General features: G+C 63.7%; 14 protein-coding genes. 7 read left to right on the forward strand and 7 right to left on the reverse strand.

From position 1 onward, the window contains the following. Window positions 1-67: 67 nt before the first annotated feature. A complete protein-coding gene (locus HS961_RS13160) occupies window positions 68-943 on the reverse strand; it encodes a LysR family transcriptional regulator (protein WP_182322629.1) in 876 nt (291 codons plus the stop codon). Window positions 944-1059: 116 nt separating this feature from the next. On the opposite strand from HS961_RS13160, the gene bla reads away from it, so the two are divergent. Then, window positions 1060-1950 (forward strand): class A beta-lactamase, encoded by an 891-nt coding sequence (gene bla / locus HS961_RS13165; protein ID WP_182322631.1) that lies wholly within the window; start codon window positions 1060-1062, stop codon window positions 1948-1950. 68 nt (window positions 1951-2018) lie between these two features. Here bla and argA read toward each other — a convergent pair whose 3' ends face one another. Next, window positions 2019-3365: an amino-acid N-acetyltransferase gene (argA, locus tag HS961_RS13170; protein WP_182322633.1), complete on the reverse strand. Its 1347-nt coding sequence runs from the start codon at window positions 3363-3365 to the stop codon at window positions 2019-2021. A gap of 264 nt (window positions 3366-3629) precedes the next feature. Here argA and HS961_RS13175 point away from each other — a divergent pair, with 264 nt between their 5' ends. The 4 genes from HS961_RS13175 to hrpA all read left to right on the forward strand — a co-directional run bounded on the left by HS961_RS13175 (window position 3630) and on the right by hrpA (window position 10249). Further along, window positions 3630-4622, forward strand: a complete 993-nt coding sequence (locus HS961_RS13175) for a tripartite tricarboxylate transporter substrate binding protein (RefSeq protein WP_238347596.1) — start codon at window positions 3630-3632, stop codon at window positions 4620-4622. A gap of 65 nt (window positions 4623-4687) precedes the next feature. Next, window positions 4688-5293 carry a flavin reductase family protein gene (locus HS961_RS13180; RefSeq protein ID WP_182322637.1) on the forward strand — a complete coding sequence of 202 codons (606 nt, stop codon included), beginning with the start codon at window positions 4688-4690 and terminating at the stop codon, window positions 5291-5293. Window positions 5294-5341: 48 nt separating this feature from the next. Further along, window positions 5342-6106: a glycine-rich domain-containing protein gene (locus tag HS961_RS13185; RefSeq protein ID WP_182322639.1), complete on the forward strand. Its 765-nt coding sequence runs from the start codon at window positions 5342-5344 to the stop codon at window positions 6104-6106. Between the two features lie 81 nt (window positions 6107-6187). Continuing rightward, window positions 6188-10249 carry an ATP-dependent RNA helicase HrpA gene (gene hrpA / locus HS961_RS13190; RefSeq protein WP_182322641.1) on the forward strand — a complete coding sequence of 1354 codons (4062 nt, stop codon included), beginning with the start codon at window positions 6188-6190 and terminating at the stop codon, window positions 10247-10249. A gap of 55 nt (window positions 10250-10304) precedes the next feature. Here the strand turns inward: hrpA and HS961_RS13195 are convergent, their stop codons facing one another. The 4 genes from HS961_RS13195 to HS961_RS13210 are packed head-to-tail and all read right to left on the reverse strand — an operon-like array spanning window position 10305 to window position 13660. Continuing rightward, on the reverse strand, window positions 10305-10970 hold the full coding sequence (locus tag HS961_RS13195) for an isochorismatase family cysteine hydrolase (RefSeq protein ID WP_182322643.1): 666 nt from the start codon (window positions 10968-10970) through the stop codon (window positions 10305-10307). 38 nt (window positions 10971-11008) lie between these two features. Beyond that, entirely contained in the window at window positions 11009-11839 is an 831-nt protein-coding gene (locus tag HS961_RS13200; RefSeq protein ID WP_182322644.1) for an ABC transporter permease, read from the reverse strand. A gap of 14 nt (window positions 11840-11853) precedes the next feature. Continuing rightward, a complete protein-coding gene (locus HS961_RS13205) occupies window positions 11854-12642 on the reverse strand; it encodes an ABC transporter ATP-binding protein (protein ID WP_182322646.1) in 789 nt (262 codons plus the stop codon). A 10-nt stretch (window positions 12643-12652) separates the two neighbouring features. Next, a complete protein-coding gene (locus HS961_RS13210) occupies window positions 12653-13660 on the reverse strand; it encodes an ABC transporter substrate-binding protein (protein WP_182322648.1) in 1008 nt (335 codons plus the stop codon). Between the two features lie 305 nt (window positions 13661-13965). Here HS961_RS13210 and HS961_RS13215 point away from each other — a divergent pair, with 305 nt between their 5' ends. Further along, window positions 13966-14496, forward strand: coding sequence for a hypothetical protein (locus tag HS961_RS13215; protein ID WP_182322651.1), 531 nt, complete (start codon window positions 13966-13968; stop codon window positions 14494-14496). A 69-nt stretch (window positions 14497-14565) separates the two neighbouring features. Continuing rightward, window positions 14566-16296: a long-chain-fatty-acid--CoA ligase gene (locus HS961_RS13220; RefSeq protein ID WP_182322653.1), complete on the forward strand. Its 1731-nt coding sequence runs from the start codon at window positions 14566-14568 to the stop codon at window positions 16294-16296. Between the two features lie 28 nt (window positions 16297-16324). Here the strand turns inward: HS961_RS13220 and HS961_RS13225 are convergent, their stop codons facing one another. Further along, entirely contained in the window at window positions 16325-16639 is a 315-nt protein-coding gene (locus HS961_RS13225) for a cupin (protein WP_182322656.1), read from the reverse strand. Window positions 16640-16654: the final 15 nt, after the last annotated feature.

Genomic DNA, 16654 nt, shown 5'->3' on the forward strand with positions numbered 1-16654 from the left:
TTGTCTGACAAGGGCCGGGCCGCGTGTAGGAGAGAACCCAGCTGGCGCTTTTTACAGCGATGCCGCGCTAGCCACCGTGCGGTGCTTGCCCGCATTGCTCCAGCAGCCAGTGCTCGAAGGTCTGCATCGCCAACGTGGGGCTGCGTGATTTCAGCTGGGTGAGCCAATAGCTGCCGGTGTCCAAGGTTTGCGTCAACGGCGCCACCAGGCGGCCCGCTTGCAGGTCGCGAGAGAACAGGCGCAAAGGCAACAGCGCCACGCCCAGGCCCTGGGCCGCTGCCTCCGCCAAGGTCAACGATGAATCAAAAACAGTGCCGCGCAGGCTGGGGCAGGCTTGCTGGGTATGGGCAAACCACTGCTCCCATTCGCCGGTGCGGTAGGAGCGCAGCAAGGTTTCATGCGCCAGGTCGGCGGGTTGCTGGATTCGGGCGGCGATGGCTGGCGCGCACATCGGTGTTAGCGGCGCCTGCAGCAGCTGCCGGGCCGCCGTGCCATGCCAGGCGCCATCGCCAAAGCGGATCGCGCAATCCCAGCCCTCGCCCGCCAGGTCCACCCGGTTGTTGTGGGTGAACAGGCGCAGATCGACAAAGGCATGGGCCTCCTGGAAGGCGCGCAGCCGGGGCAGCAGCCAGCCCACCGCAAAGGTGCCTACTACCCCGACGGACAGCACCTCATGCGGCCGCTTGTCTTGCACTTGCGCCAAGGCCCGCGACAGGTTGCCAAAGGCCTGGGCCACCACCGGCACCAGCGCCTGGCCTTCGTCGGTCAGGGCCAGGCCGCGGGGTAAACGGCGAAACAGCGGCTTTCCCAGTTGCTCTTCCAGCTGCCGAATGTGCTGGCTGATGGCGGCCTGGGTCACATGCAGTTCAAGCGCCGCTCGGGTCAGGTTGAGGTGGCGTGCGGCGGCATCAAAAGCGCGCAGGGCGTTCAAAGGCAGGTGCATAAGCTATAAGTTTTTCTTTTGTTTTTTCCAGGATTTCATCGTTGGTCAAAGCCCGAGGATCTGGGTAAATTTACGCCTGTTCTTTGCATATCCACGAATTTTAAGGAATGAAAGCCATGTACAGAAGAAAGTTTTTCTTGACTATGGGTGCGGCCAGCATGATCGCCACCTCATCGCGCGCCTGGGCCGCTGCGCCATCGGCAGACCCCCAGGCCGAGCGCCAGTTTGCCAAGGCGATGAAGACGCTGGAGCGATCGGTGGGCGGTCGCTTGGGGGTGTCGCTGCTCAATATCATGACGGGCCAGGCGCTGGGCTGGCGACAGGAGGAGCGCTTTCCGATGTGCAGCACCTTCAAGATGCTGCTGGCGGGCCAGGTGCTGTCCCGGGTGGATGCGGGCCAGGAACGGTTGGATGCGTCGGTGACGTTCGGCCGTTCCGCTTTGGTGGAGTACTCGCCGGTGACCGAGAAGTTTGCCGGCAAGGCCCCCATGACGGTCGATGCACTCTGCGACGCGATCGTCACGATCAGCGACAACGGTGCCGCTAACCTGCTGCTGGAAAGGGTGGGTGGCCCGGCAGGATTCAGCGCCTATATGCGCAGCCTGGGCGATGCAGTCACACGCCTGGACCGCATCGAGCCAGCGATGAGCGAATCCAAGCCCGGCGATGTACGCGATACGACCAGCCCATTGGCGATGCTGACCAGCATGCGTGCGCTGACCCTGGGCAAGGCGCTGAGCCCCGCCAGCCGGGAGAAGTTGCTGGGCTGGATGCTGGCCAATACCACCGGTGATAACTGCTTGCGCGCAGGCGCCAAAGGCTGGAAGGTGGCTGACAAGACCGGCTCGGGCCCCGGCACGCGCAATGATGTGGGTCTGCTCTGGGCGCCAGGTGCTGCGACGCCGATCTTGGTGACCAGCTATCTGACTGAATGCAAGCCCGAGCCCAAGGCGCGTGATGCGGCGCTGGCCCAGGTGGCCGCCGAGGTGGTCAAGCTCTGGGGCTAAAAGGCCCGTCCCAAGTTGAACTGCCCCTTGTCAGGGGCAGTTTTGCGTGGGGCTTCAAGGCCGAACGATCACAGGTACTTGACCAGCACCTGGCTCTTGCGGCTCCAGTTGTACTTGGCCTTGCGCTGCTCGGGCAGCCATTCCGGGTCCACCGGCTGAAAGCCACGTTTGAGGAACCAGTGCATGGTGCGGGTGGTCAGCACAAAAATGCTCTTCAGCCCGGTGGCCCTGGCCCGCTGCTCGATGCGCTTGAGCAGTTTTTCGCCATCGCCCGTGCCCTGGCTTTGCGGCGATACGGTGACGGCGGCCATCTCGGCCGTGCCTGCCTCCGGGTAGGGGTAGAGCGCGGCGCAGCCAAAGATCACGCCATCGTGCTCGATGATAGTGTAGGCGGAGATATCGCGCTCGATCTCGGTACGGCTGCGTTTGACCAGGGTGCCGTCTTTCTCAAACGGCTCGATCAGCTGCAAAATGCCGCCGACATCATCGGGCTTGGCCTCGCGCAGCTCTTCCAGGCGCTCATCGATCACCATGGTGCCGATGCCGTCGTGGACATAGACTTCGAGCAGCAGCGCGCCATCGGTGGCAAACGGCAGAATGTGGCTGCGCTCCACGCCTTCCTTGCAGGCCTTCACACAGTGCTGCAGGTAGAAGCCGACGTCCGTCGGCAAGGTGGCGGGCGGCAACTGGGCCAGCAGTTTTTGCGCCACGTCCAGCGGCAGCTCGGTGTCCACCGGGTTGTCTTCGCCTTCGGCTTCGAGCGGGTTCAGGCGGATGCCGGCCACTTCGGTCAAAAACATCAGCTTGTCGGCCTTCAGCTCAATCGCGACGCGCGTGGCCACTTCTTCCATGCTCAGGTTGAAGGCCTCGCCGGTGGGCGAGAAGCCAAATGGCGAGACCAGCACCATCGCGCCCATGTCCAAGGTGCGGTGGATACCGCCCACATCGACCTTGCGCACCAGGCCCGAGTGCATGAAATCCACGCCGTCGACAATGCCAACAGGGCGGGCGGTGACGAAGTTGCCGGAGATCACGCGCACGGTGGCGCCGGCCATCGGGGTGTTGGGCAGGCCCTGGCTAAAAGCGGCCTCAATCTCAAAGCGCAGCTGGCCGGCGGCCTCTTGCGCGCAATCCAGCGCGACCGAATCGGTCACCCGGATGCCATGCGAGTAGCGCGGTGCATGGCCTTTGGCGGCCAACTGCTCATTCACCTGGGGTCGGAAACCATGGACCAGCACGATCTTCACGCCCAGCGCCTGGATCAAGGCCAGATCCTGGGCAATCGATTGCAGCTTGCCTGCGGCAATCGCCTCACCTGTCACGCCCACTACAAAGGTCTGGTTGCGAAACTTATGGATATAAGGTGCCACCGAACGGAACCAGGGCACAAAGGTGAAATTGAATACAGCGGACATGGGGGGTGGGGGTGGGGTATTTCCTAGAAGCACGCCAGATCGGCGGTTTGCGGCTGCCGCTATTGTTATACAAACATGGCGCCGCTGCATGCAGTTGGCTGCAGATTTGCCCTTGTAGCCATGGGAAAAATCCATCAGTGGCCGCCTGGCCATTTTTGCTGGCACAAAGTGGTGGTTTCGCAATCACAAACGGCGCAGGTGTGGGCAAACGGCGGCGCGGGGCCGATGATGGCGGTTTTGCCAAATAAGAGCCAGGAGACAAGCATGACCACCATCAACCGCCGCCAGATGCTGGCACTGGGCGCCGCGCCGCTGGCCGCCGGGCTGCCGCTGCTGCATTCGGGAGCTGCGCACGCGGCTGACTATCCCAACAAGCAGGTGAAGTTCATCGTTCCCTTCCCGCCCGGCGGGCCGGTCGATACCACGGCGCGCGCGTTTGCGCAGCCGCTGGGCCAGCTCTGGGGCCAGGCCACCTTTATCGACAACCGCGCGGGCGGTGGCGGCATCATTGGCGCCGAGATGGCGTCGCGCCAACCGGCCGATGGCTACAGCCTGTTTGTCGGCGCGATCCACCATTCGGTCAACCCCTCGCTCCACCCCAAGCTGAGTTATGACATCCAGAAGGACTTTGTGCCGGTCAGCTTTGCAGCGATGTTCCCGGTGTTCCTGGTGGTCAACCCCAGCGTGCCGGCCAAGAATGTCCAGGAGCTGATTGCGCTCGCCAAAAAGCCGGGCAGCAACCTGGCCTTTGCCTCGTCGGGCAATGGCGGCGGCACCCACCTGGCGGGCGAGCTGTTCAATATGCATGCGGGCACCAAGCTGCTGCACATTCCCTACAAGGGCAGCGCCCCGGCCATGACCGATGTGCTGGGCGGCCAGGTGGCGATGATGTTCAGCGATGCGCCTACTGCCATTGGCCATATCAAGAGCGGCAAGGTGCGGGTGCTGGGCGTTGCCAGCCCCAAGCGCTCGGCCTTGATGCCCGAGGTGCCGACCATTGCCGAGCAGGGCCTGGCCGGCTACGAGGCCTATTCCTGGGCGGCCTTGTTTGCGCCTGCTGGCACGCCCAAGGAGATTGTTGCCAAGGTCAATGCCGATTTCAACCAGGTAATGCGCGCGCAGGAAGTGCGTCAGCGCTTGTATGTCGCCGGCGCTGAGGCCGACCCCGGCACGCCCGAAGAGATGGCACAGCGCCTGCAGGCCGAGATCGACAAATGGGCACGGGTGGTGAAGGCCGCGCAGATCCGCATCGATTAAGCGAAACGGCCGCGTCCTGCCAGGCCGTGCACAATGGGGGCATTTTGTATTTGCAGACCGCCCCTATGGACCTGATTTCTGGCAGCACCGACTCCCATTTCCAACCCGTGGCGCTGGAAAAAGCCTACCGCCTGCTCAACCACGGGCCTACGGTGCTGGTGTCCGCCGCGCATGCCGGCGAGCGCAATGTGATGGCCGCCGCTTGGGCCTGCGCGCTGGACTTTACGCCGCCCAAGGTGACGGTGGTGCTGGACAAGGCCACCCGCACCCGCGCGCTGGTGGAGGCCAGCGGCCGCTTTGCGCTGCAGCTGCCCACTGTACCCATCGCCGCCTTGACGGTGGAGCTGGGCAGCATCAGCGCGCTGCAGCAGCCGGGAAAGCTGGCCGAATCCGGTGTGCAGCTGTTTGATGCACCGGGTCAACAAACACCTCTGGTAGCTGGCTGCGCCGCCTGGCTGGAATGCCGGCTGGTGCCCGAGCCCCACAACCAGCAAAGCTATGACCTGTTCATTGGCGAGGTCACCGGGGCCTGGGCCGACGACCGGGTGTTCCGCGACGGCCACTGGCATTTTGAAACCGCCCCGCAGGCGCTGCGCACCTTGCACTATGTGGCAGGCGGCCATTTCTATGCGATTGGGGAGGCCATAGATGTACCCACACCCAAGGCTTGATGGCGTTCCTGCCGCCTATGGCGCCCACCTTGGCGCTGGGTGGCAATGATGTTTCCGATCCTTCTCGCCATCATTGCGCTCGGCCTGGCCCTGCTGGGCTGGCGCGTGCTGCGCAAACGCCGGCAACTGCGTTTTTTGCAGCAGTACCGCTTTGATACGCCCTACCGCAAGGCGCTGTGGCGAGATTACCCGCAGCTGAACAACGCCAGCCTGGCGCAAGCCGAAGAGGCGCTGCGCCAGTTTTTCATCATGCACTGGCTGGCGCCGGGTGCGCAGCTGCAGATGCCATCGCGCCTGGCCGATGCGCTCTGGCACGCCTTTATTCTGGATACCCGGCGCTACCAGCAGTTTTGCCAGCAGGCCTTTGGGCATATGTTCCACCACCTGCCTGCGCAAGCATCCAGCGGTGAAGGTTCGCAGAACCAGGCCGCACATATGCAGCCGAGCTGGAATGCGGCGATGCACACCCGGCGTTATATGGTGGGGGCGCTGTTGGGCGGCATCCCGCTGCTGTTTGCGCTGGATGCGGCTGCCGAGATCGACGGCGGTTGGCTCTACCCGCCCGAGTTGCTGGGCCAATGGGCTGCGGCATTTGCGCAGGCCAGCGCCGGGGCCAGCACCAGCGGCGACAGTACGTCCAGCGGTACCAGCAGCAGCGACAACAGCAGCCACCGAGACGACAGCGGCAGCCATGGCCATAGCCATGATGCGGATGGCGCAAGCAGCAGTGCGGACAGCGGCAGTGGCGCATCCAGTTGCAGCGGCAGCAGTTGCAGTGGTAGCAGCTGCGGGGGCGGCGGCAGCAGCGATTGAGGGCCAAAGCCTGCGCGGGGCCAAGGCGTTGTTGCAGCCTCACAACCGCTGGCTGCCCGCTGCGGGGATAATGCTGCCCCTATGTCGCTCAAGATTACGTTTCCCGAATCCCTGCCAGTTTCCGCCCGCCGTGATGAAATCATGGAGGCCATGGACCGCCACCAGGTCATCATCGTCTGCGGCGAGACCGGATCGGGCAAAACCACCCAGCTGCCCAAGATTGCGTTGGCCCTGGGCCGGGGCAAGGCCAATGCCACCCCGAATGAAAAAGGCGAGGTGCGCGGCCACCTGATCGGCCACACGCAGCCCCGCCGGATTGCAGCCAGCAGCGTAGCCAAACGCATTGCCGAAGAGCTGCAGACGCCGCTGGGCGATGTAGTGGGCTACAAGGTGCGTTTTCAGGATCGGCTGTCCAAGGACGCCTCCGTCAAGCTGATGACCGACGGTATCTTGCTGGCCGAGACGCAGACCGACCCGCTGCTCAAGCAGTACGACACGCTGATCATTGACGAGGCCCATGAGCGCAGCCTCAATATCGACTTTTTGCTGGGCTACCTGCGCCAGCTGCTGCCCAAGCGGCCGGATCTGAAGGTGGTGGTCACCTCGGCCACCATTGATGCCGACCGCTTTGCCAGGCACTTTGCCGGCCCCGAAGGCCCGGCCCCGGTGATCATGGTTTCGGGCCGCACTTTCCCGGTGGAGATGCGCTACCGCCCGTTTGAAGACGCCAAGGACTACGACCTCAACGATGCGATTGCCGATGGCGTTGATGAGCTGTGGTCGGGCGCCGCTGGCGGCGACATTCTGATTTTTCTGCCGGGCGAGCGTGAGATCCGCGAGGCGGCCGACCATCTGCGCAAGCACCTGCAGCATTCGCCGGTGCTGCGCAATGCCGAGGTGCTGCCCTTGTTCTCGCGCCTGTCGCAGGCCGAGCAGGACCGCATCTTTGAAGGCCATACCGGCCGGCGCATTGTGCTGGCCACCAATGTGGCCGAGACCTCGCTCACGGTGCCGGGCATCCGCTATGTGATCGATACCGGCACGGCCCGGGTCAAGCGCTATTCCTTCCGCAGCAAGGTCGAGCAGTTGCTGGTCGAGCCGGTCAGCCAGGCAGCGGCCAACCAGCGTGCTGGCCGCTGCGGCCGCGTGGCCAACGGCATCTGCATTCGCCTCTATGACGAGGCCGATTTCCAGTCGCGCAGCCCCTTTACCGATCCAGAAATCCTGCGCTCGTCCTTGGCCGGCGTCATCCTGCGCATGAAGTCGCTGCACCTGGGCGATGTGGTGAACTTCCCGTTTCTGGAAGCGCCCTCTGGCCGCGCCATTGCCGATGGCTACCAGCTCTTGGCGGAGCTGGGTGCGGTGGATGAGCAGGGCGTTTTGTTGCCAATGGGCCAGGCCTTGTCACGCCTGCCGCTCGATCCGCGTGTGGCGCGCATGATTGTTGAGGCCCGCGAGCGCGGCGCACTGGCCGAGGTGCTGGTGATTGCCTCGGCGCTGAGCGTGCAGAATGTGCGCGACCGGCCGCTGGAAGCCCAGCAGCAGGCCGACCAGCAGCATGCCAAGTTTGACGACGAGAAGAGCGAGTTCAGCGGCTACCTGCGGTTGTGGAAATGGCTGCAGGATGCGCGCGGTGGCAAGGTGGTGGCGAAGACCCGCAAGGACATGGCCTTGCAGTCGGCGCCCGCCAAGGGCTTGGCGACCGGCCGCAATGCCTCCTTTTTGCCGGTGGCCCAGCGCAGCACCGGTGCCACCGCGGCCATTGATACCGCCGCGCCGCTGGCCGCCTTTACGCCGCAGGACAGCGTGGTGGACGATGCCAGCCACAAGCTGAGCAACCGCCAGTGGGAGCAGCTGCTGCGCCAGAACTTTATCAATATCCGCCGGGTGCGCGAGTGGCGCGATATCCATTCGCAGCTGCTGACGGTGGTGAAGGAGCAGCGCTGGCCAATGAATGTGGAGCCCGCCGGCTATGAGGCGGTACACCTGTCCATGCTCTCGGGCCTGCTGGGCAATATCGGCTTCAAGACCGAGGAGGGCGAGGGCTACCTGGGTGCGCGCGGCATCCGTTTCCATCCGCACCCCGGCGCGCATTTGTCCAAAAAACCCGGCCGCTGGATTGTGGCGGCCGAGCTGGTCGAGACCTCACGCCTTTACGGCCGGGGCATTGCCGCCATTGAGCCGCAGTGGCTGGAGCAAGTGGGCGCGCATCTGCTGCGCAAGCAATTGCTCGATCCGCACTGGGAGAAAAAGCAGGGCGAGGTAGCGGCTTACGAGCGCGCCACCTTGTATGGCCTGGTGGTCTACAGCCAGCGCCGCATCAGCTACGGCAAGATCGACCCGCAGGGCGCGCGCGATATCTTTATCCGCCAGGCGCTGGTCGAGGGCGACTGGGAGACGCGTCTGCCATTTTTGCAGGCCAACCAGAAGCTGATTGCCAAGGTCGAGGAGCTGGAGCACAAAAGCCGCCGCCAGGACGTGCTGGTGGACGATGCGCTGATCTATGCGTTCTACGACCAGCAGATTCCGCAAGACATTTGCACCGGCCGGGCGCTGGAGCGCTGGGTCAAGGACGAGAGCGCGCACAACCCCGATCTGCTGCGCCTGTCGCGCGACGAGTTGATGCGCCATGAGGCGGCTGGCATCACCACGGCGGCGTTCCCCAAAATCATCAAGATGGGCGGCGTGGATTGCACGGCCACCTATTTGCACCAGCCCGGTGACCCGCGCGATGGCGTGACCGTGAATGTGCCGCTGTTTGTGCTCAACCAGGTGAGCGAGGAGCGCGCCGAATGGCTGGTGCCGGGCATGCTCAAGGACAAGATCCAGGCCTTGCTCAAAAGCCTGCCCCAGCGCCCGCGCAGCCGCTTTGTGCCGCTGGCCGAGAATGCCCAGCGCCTGACCGAGCTGCTGGGCAGTGCCGAGCGCTTTGGCGCCGGCAGCCTGGTGGAGGCGCTGCTCAAGCAGACGCGCGATGAGACCTCGCTGGACATCAAGCGGGCCGACTTCAAGCTCGACATGCTCAGCCCGCACCTGTTCATGAACTTCCGCATCACCGACGAGCATGGCCGCCAGCTGGGCCAGGGCCGCAACCTGGGTGCCTTGAAGGCCCAGTGGGGCGCGAAGGCGCGGGGCGCCTTCCAGGCGCTGGCGGGGCTGAAACTGGCGCCGGAGTTAGAGGCCTTTGAGACGCCAGCACCGCAGGCCACCGCGCCCAGCAAGGCCAGCGGCAAGGCAGCAGCAGCCGGCAGCCCTGCAGCCCCGAGCAAAAGCAAAACCCCCGCCCATGCGGCCGACCAGCGCTGGACCGATTGGGGCTTTGGCGCCTTGCCCGAGCTGATGGAGATCAAGCAAGGCAACCAGACCTTGATCGGTTTTCCGGCGTTGATCGACCATGGCACGGGGGTGGGGATCGAGGTGTTTGACGAGCCCGAGGTGGCAGCGAGCCGCCACGCGCTGGGCCTGCGGCGCCTGTTTGCGCTGCAGATCCGCGATGCGCTCAAGTACCTGGAAAAGAACATTCCCGATCTGCAGAAGATGGCGGTGGGCTATATGCCGCTGGGCACACAGGAAGAGCTGCGCGAGCAGATCATCAATGTGGCGATTGACCGGGCTTTTCTGCAAGACCCGCTGCCCGCCGATGCTGAGCAGTTCAAGCAGCGGGTGCAGGACGGGCGCGGGCGCCTGACCTTGATCGCCAACGAGGTTGCGCGCATGGCCAGCAGCGTGCTGCAGGAGTACATGGCGGCCGTGCGCAAGATCAAGGACACCAAGAATGCGCCGGAGGCAACGGCCGATGCCCAGCAGCAGCTGCAAAAACTGGTGCCCAAGAACTTTATCGCCATCGCGCCCTGGGCCCAGCTGGGCCACTATGCGCGCTATTTGAAGGCGATCACCGCGCGCCTCGACAAGTACCGGGCCGACCCCGCGCGCGATGCCACCAAGCTCAAAGAGCTGCAGCCGCTGGAGCAGCGCTACTGGCGCCTGGTCGCAGAGCGCAAAGGCCAGGTCGATGCGCGCATGCAGGAGTACCGCTGGATGCTGGAAGAGCTAAGGGTGAGCTTTTTCGCGCAGGAACTGCGCACGCCTTACCCGGTCAGCAGCAAGCGGCTGGATAAGGTTTGGCAGCAGCTTCAACAGTAAGGACTACGTAACGACCGGCCATGCTGCCTTGCGCAACATGGCCGGTTTTTCGTCGTCAGACCAGACGCTCCACCACCTCGTCCACCGTCAGCACATCGCCAAAGAACAGCATCCAGTTGTTCAAGCTGTGTACATGCTCATAGGGCGTGACGGCGGCGAGCGCGTCGTCCACCATGATGGTGGCGTAGTCCAGCATCATCGCGTCGCGCGCGGTCGATTCGCAGCAGACATTGGTGACGGTGCCGCCGATCAGCACGGTGAGCAGGCCATGGGCCTTGAGGACGGCATCCAGGTCCGAAGCGCCGGGGGCCAACGCGCTGTAGCAGCGCTTGACGACCGTGAGATCGCCCGACTGCACATCAAGCGCTGGCGGCATCGCAAAGCCGGCGTGGCCGCTGCCCAGCTCCAGCAACCGGCGCGCACTGCGCTCGGGGGTCAGCATATGGCGGTGGTGGTGGGACCAGAACTGGTCGGCGCCATCGGCGCTGGTCTTGATCCATATGACCTTGCCGCCTTTGGCACGCATCGCGGCGGCCAGCTGGTTGACCTTGTCAAAGATGGCGCGGGCGGGCGCGCATTCGCCTTGGTAGCCCGGCTGGGTGTAGTAGTTCTGCAGGTCCACGATGACAAAGGCAGTCGTGGCGGCGTCGAGCGTGTCATAGGGGTGCAGCACGCCTTGGCGGGCCAGCACGCGTTCTTCAATCCAGGGTTCAAACTGCATGGGGGTGTCGTTTCTTGTAATGGGGGCGTGAACAGGGCTCAGGCGTAGCGGTGCTGCACGCTTCTCTCCAGGCGGGTAACGGCCATGTACATGACCGCGGACAGCAGGGCCAGCACGACGATGGAGGCCATCACCACATTGAGCTTGAACACCTGGCTGCCATTGACAATCAAAAAGCCCAGACCGGCGCTGGAGGACTGGAACTCCCCGACGATCACGCCGATCAGCGACAGGCCGATGTTCATCTTGATCGCGGCAATCACCGCTGGCACGCTGCCCGGAAACACCACGTACTTCATCACCTGGAACTTGCTGGCGCCCAGGGTGGTGGCCAGCTTGATCTTGTTGGGGTCAATCGCCTGAAAGCCCTCGTAGACCACCATGATGGTGATGAACAGCGAGATGGCGACGGCCATGCCGTAAACCGAGTTTTCCGAGCCCAGCCAGATGTAGAAGATGGGCACAAAGGCGATCTTGGGCATGGCATTGGCGATCACGAGGAAGGGATCGAGCACCTTCTTCAAAAAGCTGCTCCACCACAGCATGGCGGCCATGCCAATGCCCAGCAGCATGCTGATGACAAAGCCGATCACCGTGGCTTTGAAGGTGACCCAGGTATGGCCCAGCAGGTCGCCTGTCCGTGCTAGATCAACCAAGGTGGGCAGCACGGCAGAGGGGTAGCTGGTGAGCATGGGGTTGAGAATGTGGCTGCGGGCCAGCAGTTCCCAGACCAGCAGGAACGCCAGCAAAAGGCCTGCCCGGCTCAGCGCCACCAGGCGTTTGCGGCGCTGGATTTGGGCCAGCCATTGGCGGTATTCCGGGCTGCGGGTATCGGGGGTGGCCGGGGCGGCCGTGGTTGAGGAGTTCATCACGCTGCTCATGCTTAGCCTTCCACGTGGGCATCGATCTCATCCCACAGCACGTTGAAATAGTCGTTGAATTCGGGGCAGCCTCGCGCCTCAAAAGGCGTGGGCCGCTTGCCGCCTTGCGACGGAAAGGCCATGTGGTGCACCGATTTGATGCGGCCTGGGCGGCGCGAGAGCACGATGACGCGGTCGGTCATCGCAATCGCCTCGCCAATGTCATGGGTGACCAGGATCACCGATTTGCCCTCATCGCGCAGCACATCGACCACCTCATCGGCAATCGACAAGCGGGTTTGCGAATCGAGCGCGGAGAAGGGCTCATCCAGCAGCACCACATCCGGGTTGGTGACCAGGGTGCGGGCCAGCGCCACACGCTGGCGCATGCCGCCCGACAATTGGCGCGGGTAGTGGTGCAGGTAGTCGCCCATGCCGCATTTGTGCAAAAGCTGGGTGGCGCGCTTTTCAGCGGCGGCCAGGTCCTTGTTCTGGATCTGCGCGCCCAGCAAGGTGTTCTCAAGGATGGTGCGCCACTCAAACAGGTAGTCCTGCTGCAGCATGTAGCCAATGCGCGGGTTGGGGCCGACGATGGTTTGGCCATCGACCAGCACCGTGCCGCTGGAGGGTGGCAAGATGCCCGCCAGAATCGACAGCAGGGTGCTTTTGCCGCAGCCCGACTGGCCGATCAGGCTGATAAACTCGCCGGCCTTGACCGAGAGGTTGATGTTTTGCAGCGCCTGGGTTTCGCCCTGGGGCGTGAAGTAGCGCAGCGAGACATTGTCGACATGGACGCGGTAGGGGTGGTTCATGTGGCGCTCCTTATTTCTGCGCCAGGTTCTGCACCAGGCCCATATCAACAAAGCGGGCGTAGTCGACTTTCTTGCCCGCCTCCAGCACGCCGCCTTGCACCAGCATGTCCTGGAGCTGGTCCATCGCTTGCTTTTCCACCATCGGCGTTTTCTTCCACAGCTGCAGTTGCTGGTAGCGCTCAATGGCGCTGACGAGCTCGGCCTTGCTCAGGCCCGTGAAATAGCTGCCCACCAGATCGGCCAGCTCAGCCGCCGGTGCAGCGGCGGTGTACTGTTGGGCCTTGGCTACCGCCTGGGTCCAGGCTTGCACAGCGGCGCGGTTTTTTTTCAGGTAGGCGTCTGTCGTGGTGAACACGGTGTAGTCGACCATGCCCACTTCTTTGCCTACGGCGCCCAAGGTGAAGGCCTTGCCTTGTTTCTCCAGGCTGCTGGCCTCGGGCTCCAGAAAGGTGGCGTAGTCGTTCTGACCCGCCAGCCAGGCGCCGGTGCGCGCTGCTGGGCCGATGTTGCTGACCAGGGTCACGTCTTTTTTCGGGTCCAGGCCCTTTTTGCGCAGGGCCGCTTCCAGAAAGATGTCGGGGTTGGAGCCGGGGCGGAAGGACATGATCTTGCTGCCCTTGAGCTGCTTCCAGTCAAAGTTGGGCTCGGGCTTGCGGCCCATTAGCAAGAAGCCATCGGTGGCGGTGAGCCCGGCAAACACCACGGGCTTTATCGGCGATTCGCTGTTGGCGACATAGATAGAGGCCTCGGGTCCAATCAGCACAATATCGGCGCTGCCCGAGAGCAGGGCGGCCATGCCTTTGTCGGTGCCCTGCGAGGTTTTCATGCTCATCTCTATGCCGGCGTCCTTGAACATCCCTTTCTGGATGCCCACATACATGGGAACATAGAGCACGGAACGCACCACCTCCTCATAACGTACCTTGTGCGGGGTCTGCGCCTGGGCTTGGGACACCGGCATCCAGGCCAGCACCAAGGCGGCGGTGAGGGCAGCACGGCGGCGAAACATGAACTTCATAAACCCACTCCTTGTATACAGAAAATACCAATACACGTATAAAAATAGACTTACGCTACAAAAATCCCCATATTTTTAATCAATCTAGCGATACAAAACTGGAATATGTATTCAGTATCCAATTTATTGCCGATGCATTGGATCGGTGTTAACCATCAGCCTGGAGCAAGGGGAATGGGTGTATGGCTCGGGGCGATGGCTGCCAGTGCCAGTGGGTACCCTTGGACATGTTGAGGGCGCTATGGCGCCGCTCCGCTCTGCGAGCAGCCTTCTGGTCCCGGCCTTTGACGCCAGAGGAATGGGCGATGCTGACGCGCTACTTTGCGGAAGTGCCGCACCCTGCCTGGAGGCGCATGCGGCTGCATTTGCGCCGGCTGGGCGATACGCGGCGGGCCCTGTCGTTCAATGGCGGGTTTTTGTCGATGCCGGCTCGCTGCTTTTCAGGCGCGGACCCCCGGCAGTGTTTGCGCCTGGATGAGCCGCTGATTGCAGGATGGTTGGCGCATGAGGCTTTTCACCATTGGCAGCGGCTGCAAGGCCGGGCGGTGACCCGCGAGGCGCTGCTACTGCAGTGGCGCTTTTGGCGCCATGGCATCAATCCCTATGCCTATACGCTCGCCGCATCGCCAGCGGCCTTGCTGGCCCAGTTCCGGCAGGCCCAGGTGGAGCAGCAGGCGCAGATGTGGCAGGACGCGGTAATGGCCGATATCGCCTGGCGCCAGGCAGCGCCGGGTGCTGAGCAGGCGCAGCTTGCAGCGGCCGCCCAGCGCTGGCACGTGGTGCTGCACCGGGTGCAGATGCAAGGCAGGGCACAGCCGGGCTCGCCGGTCCCCTAAGCGACGGGGCTGAGCCCGGGCCGCTGGGCATACTGGCCTGGACCTCGCTTTGAATGTCCGGGACCCGCTATGAATCCTGCTGCAGACCTGCCTGCATCCGCCGCTCTTTTCGCCACATCACCCCAATGGCCAGGCCGCGTGCCCCGGCGCCTGACCTTGCCGGCCACCTCGGTCTGGGACAACCTGGCCATCAACGCCCGGCGCTATCCGGACCATGCGGCGCTGGTGTTTTTTGACCAGACCATCAGCTATAGCCAGATGTGTGCACAGACCGAGCGCCTGGCCGCGCACTTGTACCAGCAGGGCGTGCGCAAGGGCGACCGTGTCATCTTGCTGATGCAGAACTGCCCGCAGCTGGTGCTGGCGCATTACGCCATCCTGCGTGCGAATGCGGTGGTGGTGCCCGTCAACCCGATGAACACTGCCGCCGAGCTGGCCCACTACATCAGCGATGCCGATGCGCGCCTGGCTATCACCACGGCCGATTTGGCGGCTGCGCTGTGCGAGGCCAGTGCCAGCCTGCCGGCAGCCCAGCAACTGGCGCACCTGGTCATCAGCCTCCTGTCGGATACCATGCCCGCCGATGCGGCGGCGCAGCCGGATTTTCCGCCTGCCTGGGCGCCGTGGCTGCTGGGTGCCCAGCCCTTGCCGGGCGCTGCGCTGCTGGGCACCACCACCGTCAGCCGCTGGCTGGATGCCGTCGCCTGCGCAGCCGAGCCACCCGCGTTGGATGTCTCCGCTAGCGATATGGCCATCCTGCCGTACACCAGCGGCACCACCGGCCTGCCCAAGGGCTGCATCCATGCGCACAGCCATGTGCAGCATGCGGCGATGGCGGGCGTACTCTGGGGCCGTCAAAGCACGGAGAGCGTGAATCTGGTCGTGGCGCCGATGTTCCATATCACCGGCATGGTGTCGATCATGCATGTGCTGGTTTGCGCCGGCGCTACCTTGGTGATCATGCCGCGCTGGGACCGGCAACTGGCGGCTGCGCTGATGGCGCGCTGGCGGGTAACGCACTGGGCCAATATTCCGACCATGGTGGTGGATCTGTTGGCGAGCCCGAAGCTGGCGCAGATGGACACCCGCAGCCTCGTCTACATGGGCGGTGGGGGCGCGGCCATGCCGCAGTCGGTGGCGCAAAGGGTCAAGGAGGTCTGGGGGCTGGACTATATCGAAGGCTATGGCATGACGGAGACCTGTGGCGCCTCCCATGCCAACCCCTATGAGCACCCCAAGCAGCAATGCCTGGGCCTGCCGCATATTGGCATGCAGTCACTGGTGATCGATACCGAGACTTGGCTGCCGGTACCCGATGGCGAGGTCGGCGAGATTGTGGTGCAGGGCCCGCAGGTGCTGCAAGGCTACTGGAAGCAGCCTGCCGCCACCGCTGCCAGCTTTGTCGAAGTGGCCGGTCAGCGATTTTTCCGCACCGGGGATTTGGGCTACCGCGATGCCTATGGCTATTTCTTTTTGACCGACCGCTTGAAGCGCATGATCAATGCCAGCGGCTACAAGGTCTGGCCGGCCGAGGTCGAGAGCCTTATGTACCGCCACCCCGCGATTCTGGAGGCCTGCGTGATTGCCGCCAAGGATGACTACCGGGGCGAAACCGTCAAGGCGGTGGTGGTGCTGCGCCAGGGCCAGCAGGGCCTCGTCAGCGCGCAGGACATCATCGACTGGTGCCGCGAGCACATGGCGGTGTACAAGGCGCCGCGTGTGGTGCAGCTGGTGGAACAGTTGCCCAAAAGCGGCAGCGGCAAGGTGATGTGGCGCTTGCTGCAGGAGAAGGAACAGTAGGCAGTTTGTTGAGAGCGATCAGGCAGCGCTACAGACTGCCTGCTTTTTCAACCACCAGAATCCGCGCCTCGCCCTGCGGGTGGGCCACATGCTCGCAGCCCACGCCGGCGTAGAAGATATCGCCAGCGTTGAGTTGGGCCTGCTTCTCCTCGCCTGCTTCTCGCCAGTGCATCACGACGGTGCCCTGCATCACCGCAAACACTTCTTCGCCGTCGTTGACATGCCAGATGTAGGGCTGGTCCGTCCAGTGCAGGCGGACGCTGGTGCCATTCATCTGGGCAATGTCCTGGGCGCCCCAAGGGCGCTCAGCGGTAAAGTCTTGGCTGCGGATGATGCGTTGCATGGGTCTCAGCACAGG

Source organism: Comamonas piscis (assembly GCF_014109725.1).
Lineage (GTDB): Bacteria > Pseudomonadota > Gammaproteobacteria > Burkholderiales > Burkholderiaceae_C > Comamonas > Comamonas piscis.

What these genes read in the sequence shown, in the direction of transcription:
- HS961_RS13195 (WP_182322643.1), bottom strand. Translation starts at nt 10,970, where the DNA reads ATGCAGTTTGAACCCTGGATTGAAGAACGCGTGCTGGCCCGCCAAGGC.
- HS961_RS13225 (WP_182322656.1), bottom strand. Translation starts at nt 16,639, where the DNA reads ATGCAACGCATCATCCGCAGCCAAGACTTTACCGCTGAGCGCCCTTGG.
- bla (WP_182322631.1), top strand. Translation starts at nt 1,060, where the DNA reads ATGTACAGAAGAAAGTTTTTCTTGACTATGGGTGCGGCCAGCATGATC.
- argA (WP_182322633.1), bottom strand. Translation starts at nt 3,365, where the DNA reads ATGTCCGCTGTATTCAATTTCACCTTTGTGCCCTGGTTCCGTTCGGTG.
- HS961_RS13175 (WP_238347596.1), top strand. Translation starts at nt 3,630, where the DNA reads ATGACCACCATCAACCGCCGCCAGATGCTGGCACTGGGCGCCGCGCCG.
- hrpA (WP_182322641.1), top strand. Translation starts at nt 6,188, where the DNA reads ATGTCGCTCAAGATTACGTTTCCCGAATCCCTGCCAGTTTCCGCCCGC.
- HS961_RS13210 (WP_182322648.1), bottom strand. Translation starts at nt 13,660, where the DNA reads ATGAAGTTCATGTTTCGCCGCCGTGCTGCCCTCACCGCCGCCTTGGTG.
- HS961_RS13215 (WP_182322651.1), top strand. Translation starts at nt 13,966, where the DNA reads ATGCTGACGCGCTACTTTGCGGAAGTGCCGCACCCTGCCTGGAGGCGC.
- HS961_RS13200 (WP_182322644.1), bottom strand. Translation starts at nt 11,839, where the DNA reads ATGAACTCCTCAACCACGGCCGCCCCGGCCACCCCCGATACCCGCAGC.
- HS961_RS13205 (WP_182322646.1), bottom strand. Translation starts at nt 12,642, where the DNA reads ATGAACCACCCCTACCGCGTCCATGTCGACAATGTCTCGCTGCGCTAC.
- HS961_RS13160 (WP_182322629.1), bottom strand. Translation starts at nt 943, where the DNA reads ATGCACCTGCCTTTGAACGCCCTGCGCGCTTTTGATGCCGCCGCACGC.
- HS961_RS13180 (WP_182322637.1), top strand. Translation starts at nt 4,688, where the DNA reads ATGGACCTGATTTCTGGCAGCACCGACTCCCATTTCCAACCCGTGGCG.
- HS961_RS13185 (WP_182322639.1), top strand. Translation starts at nt 5,342, where the DNA reads ATGTTTCCGATCCTTCTCGCCATCATTGCGCTCGGCCTGGCCCTGCTG.
- HS961_RS13220 (WP_182322653.1), top strand. Translation starts at nt 14,566, where the DNA reads ATGAATCCTGCTGCAGACCTGCCTGCATCCGCCGCTCTTTTCGCCACA.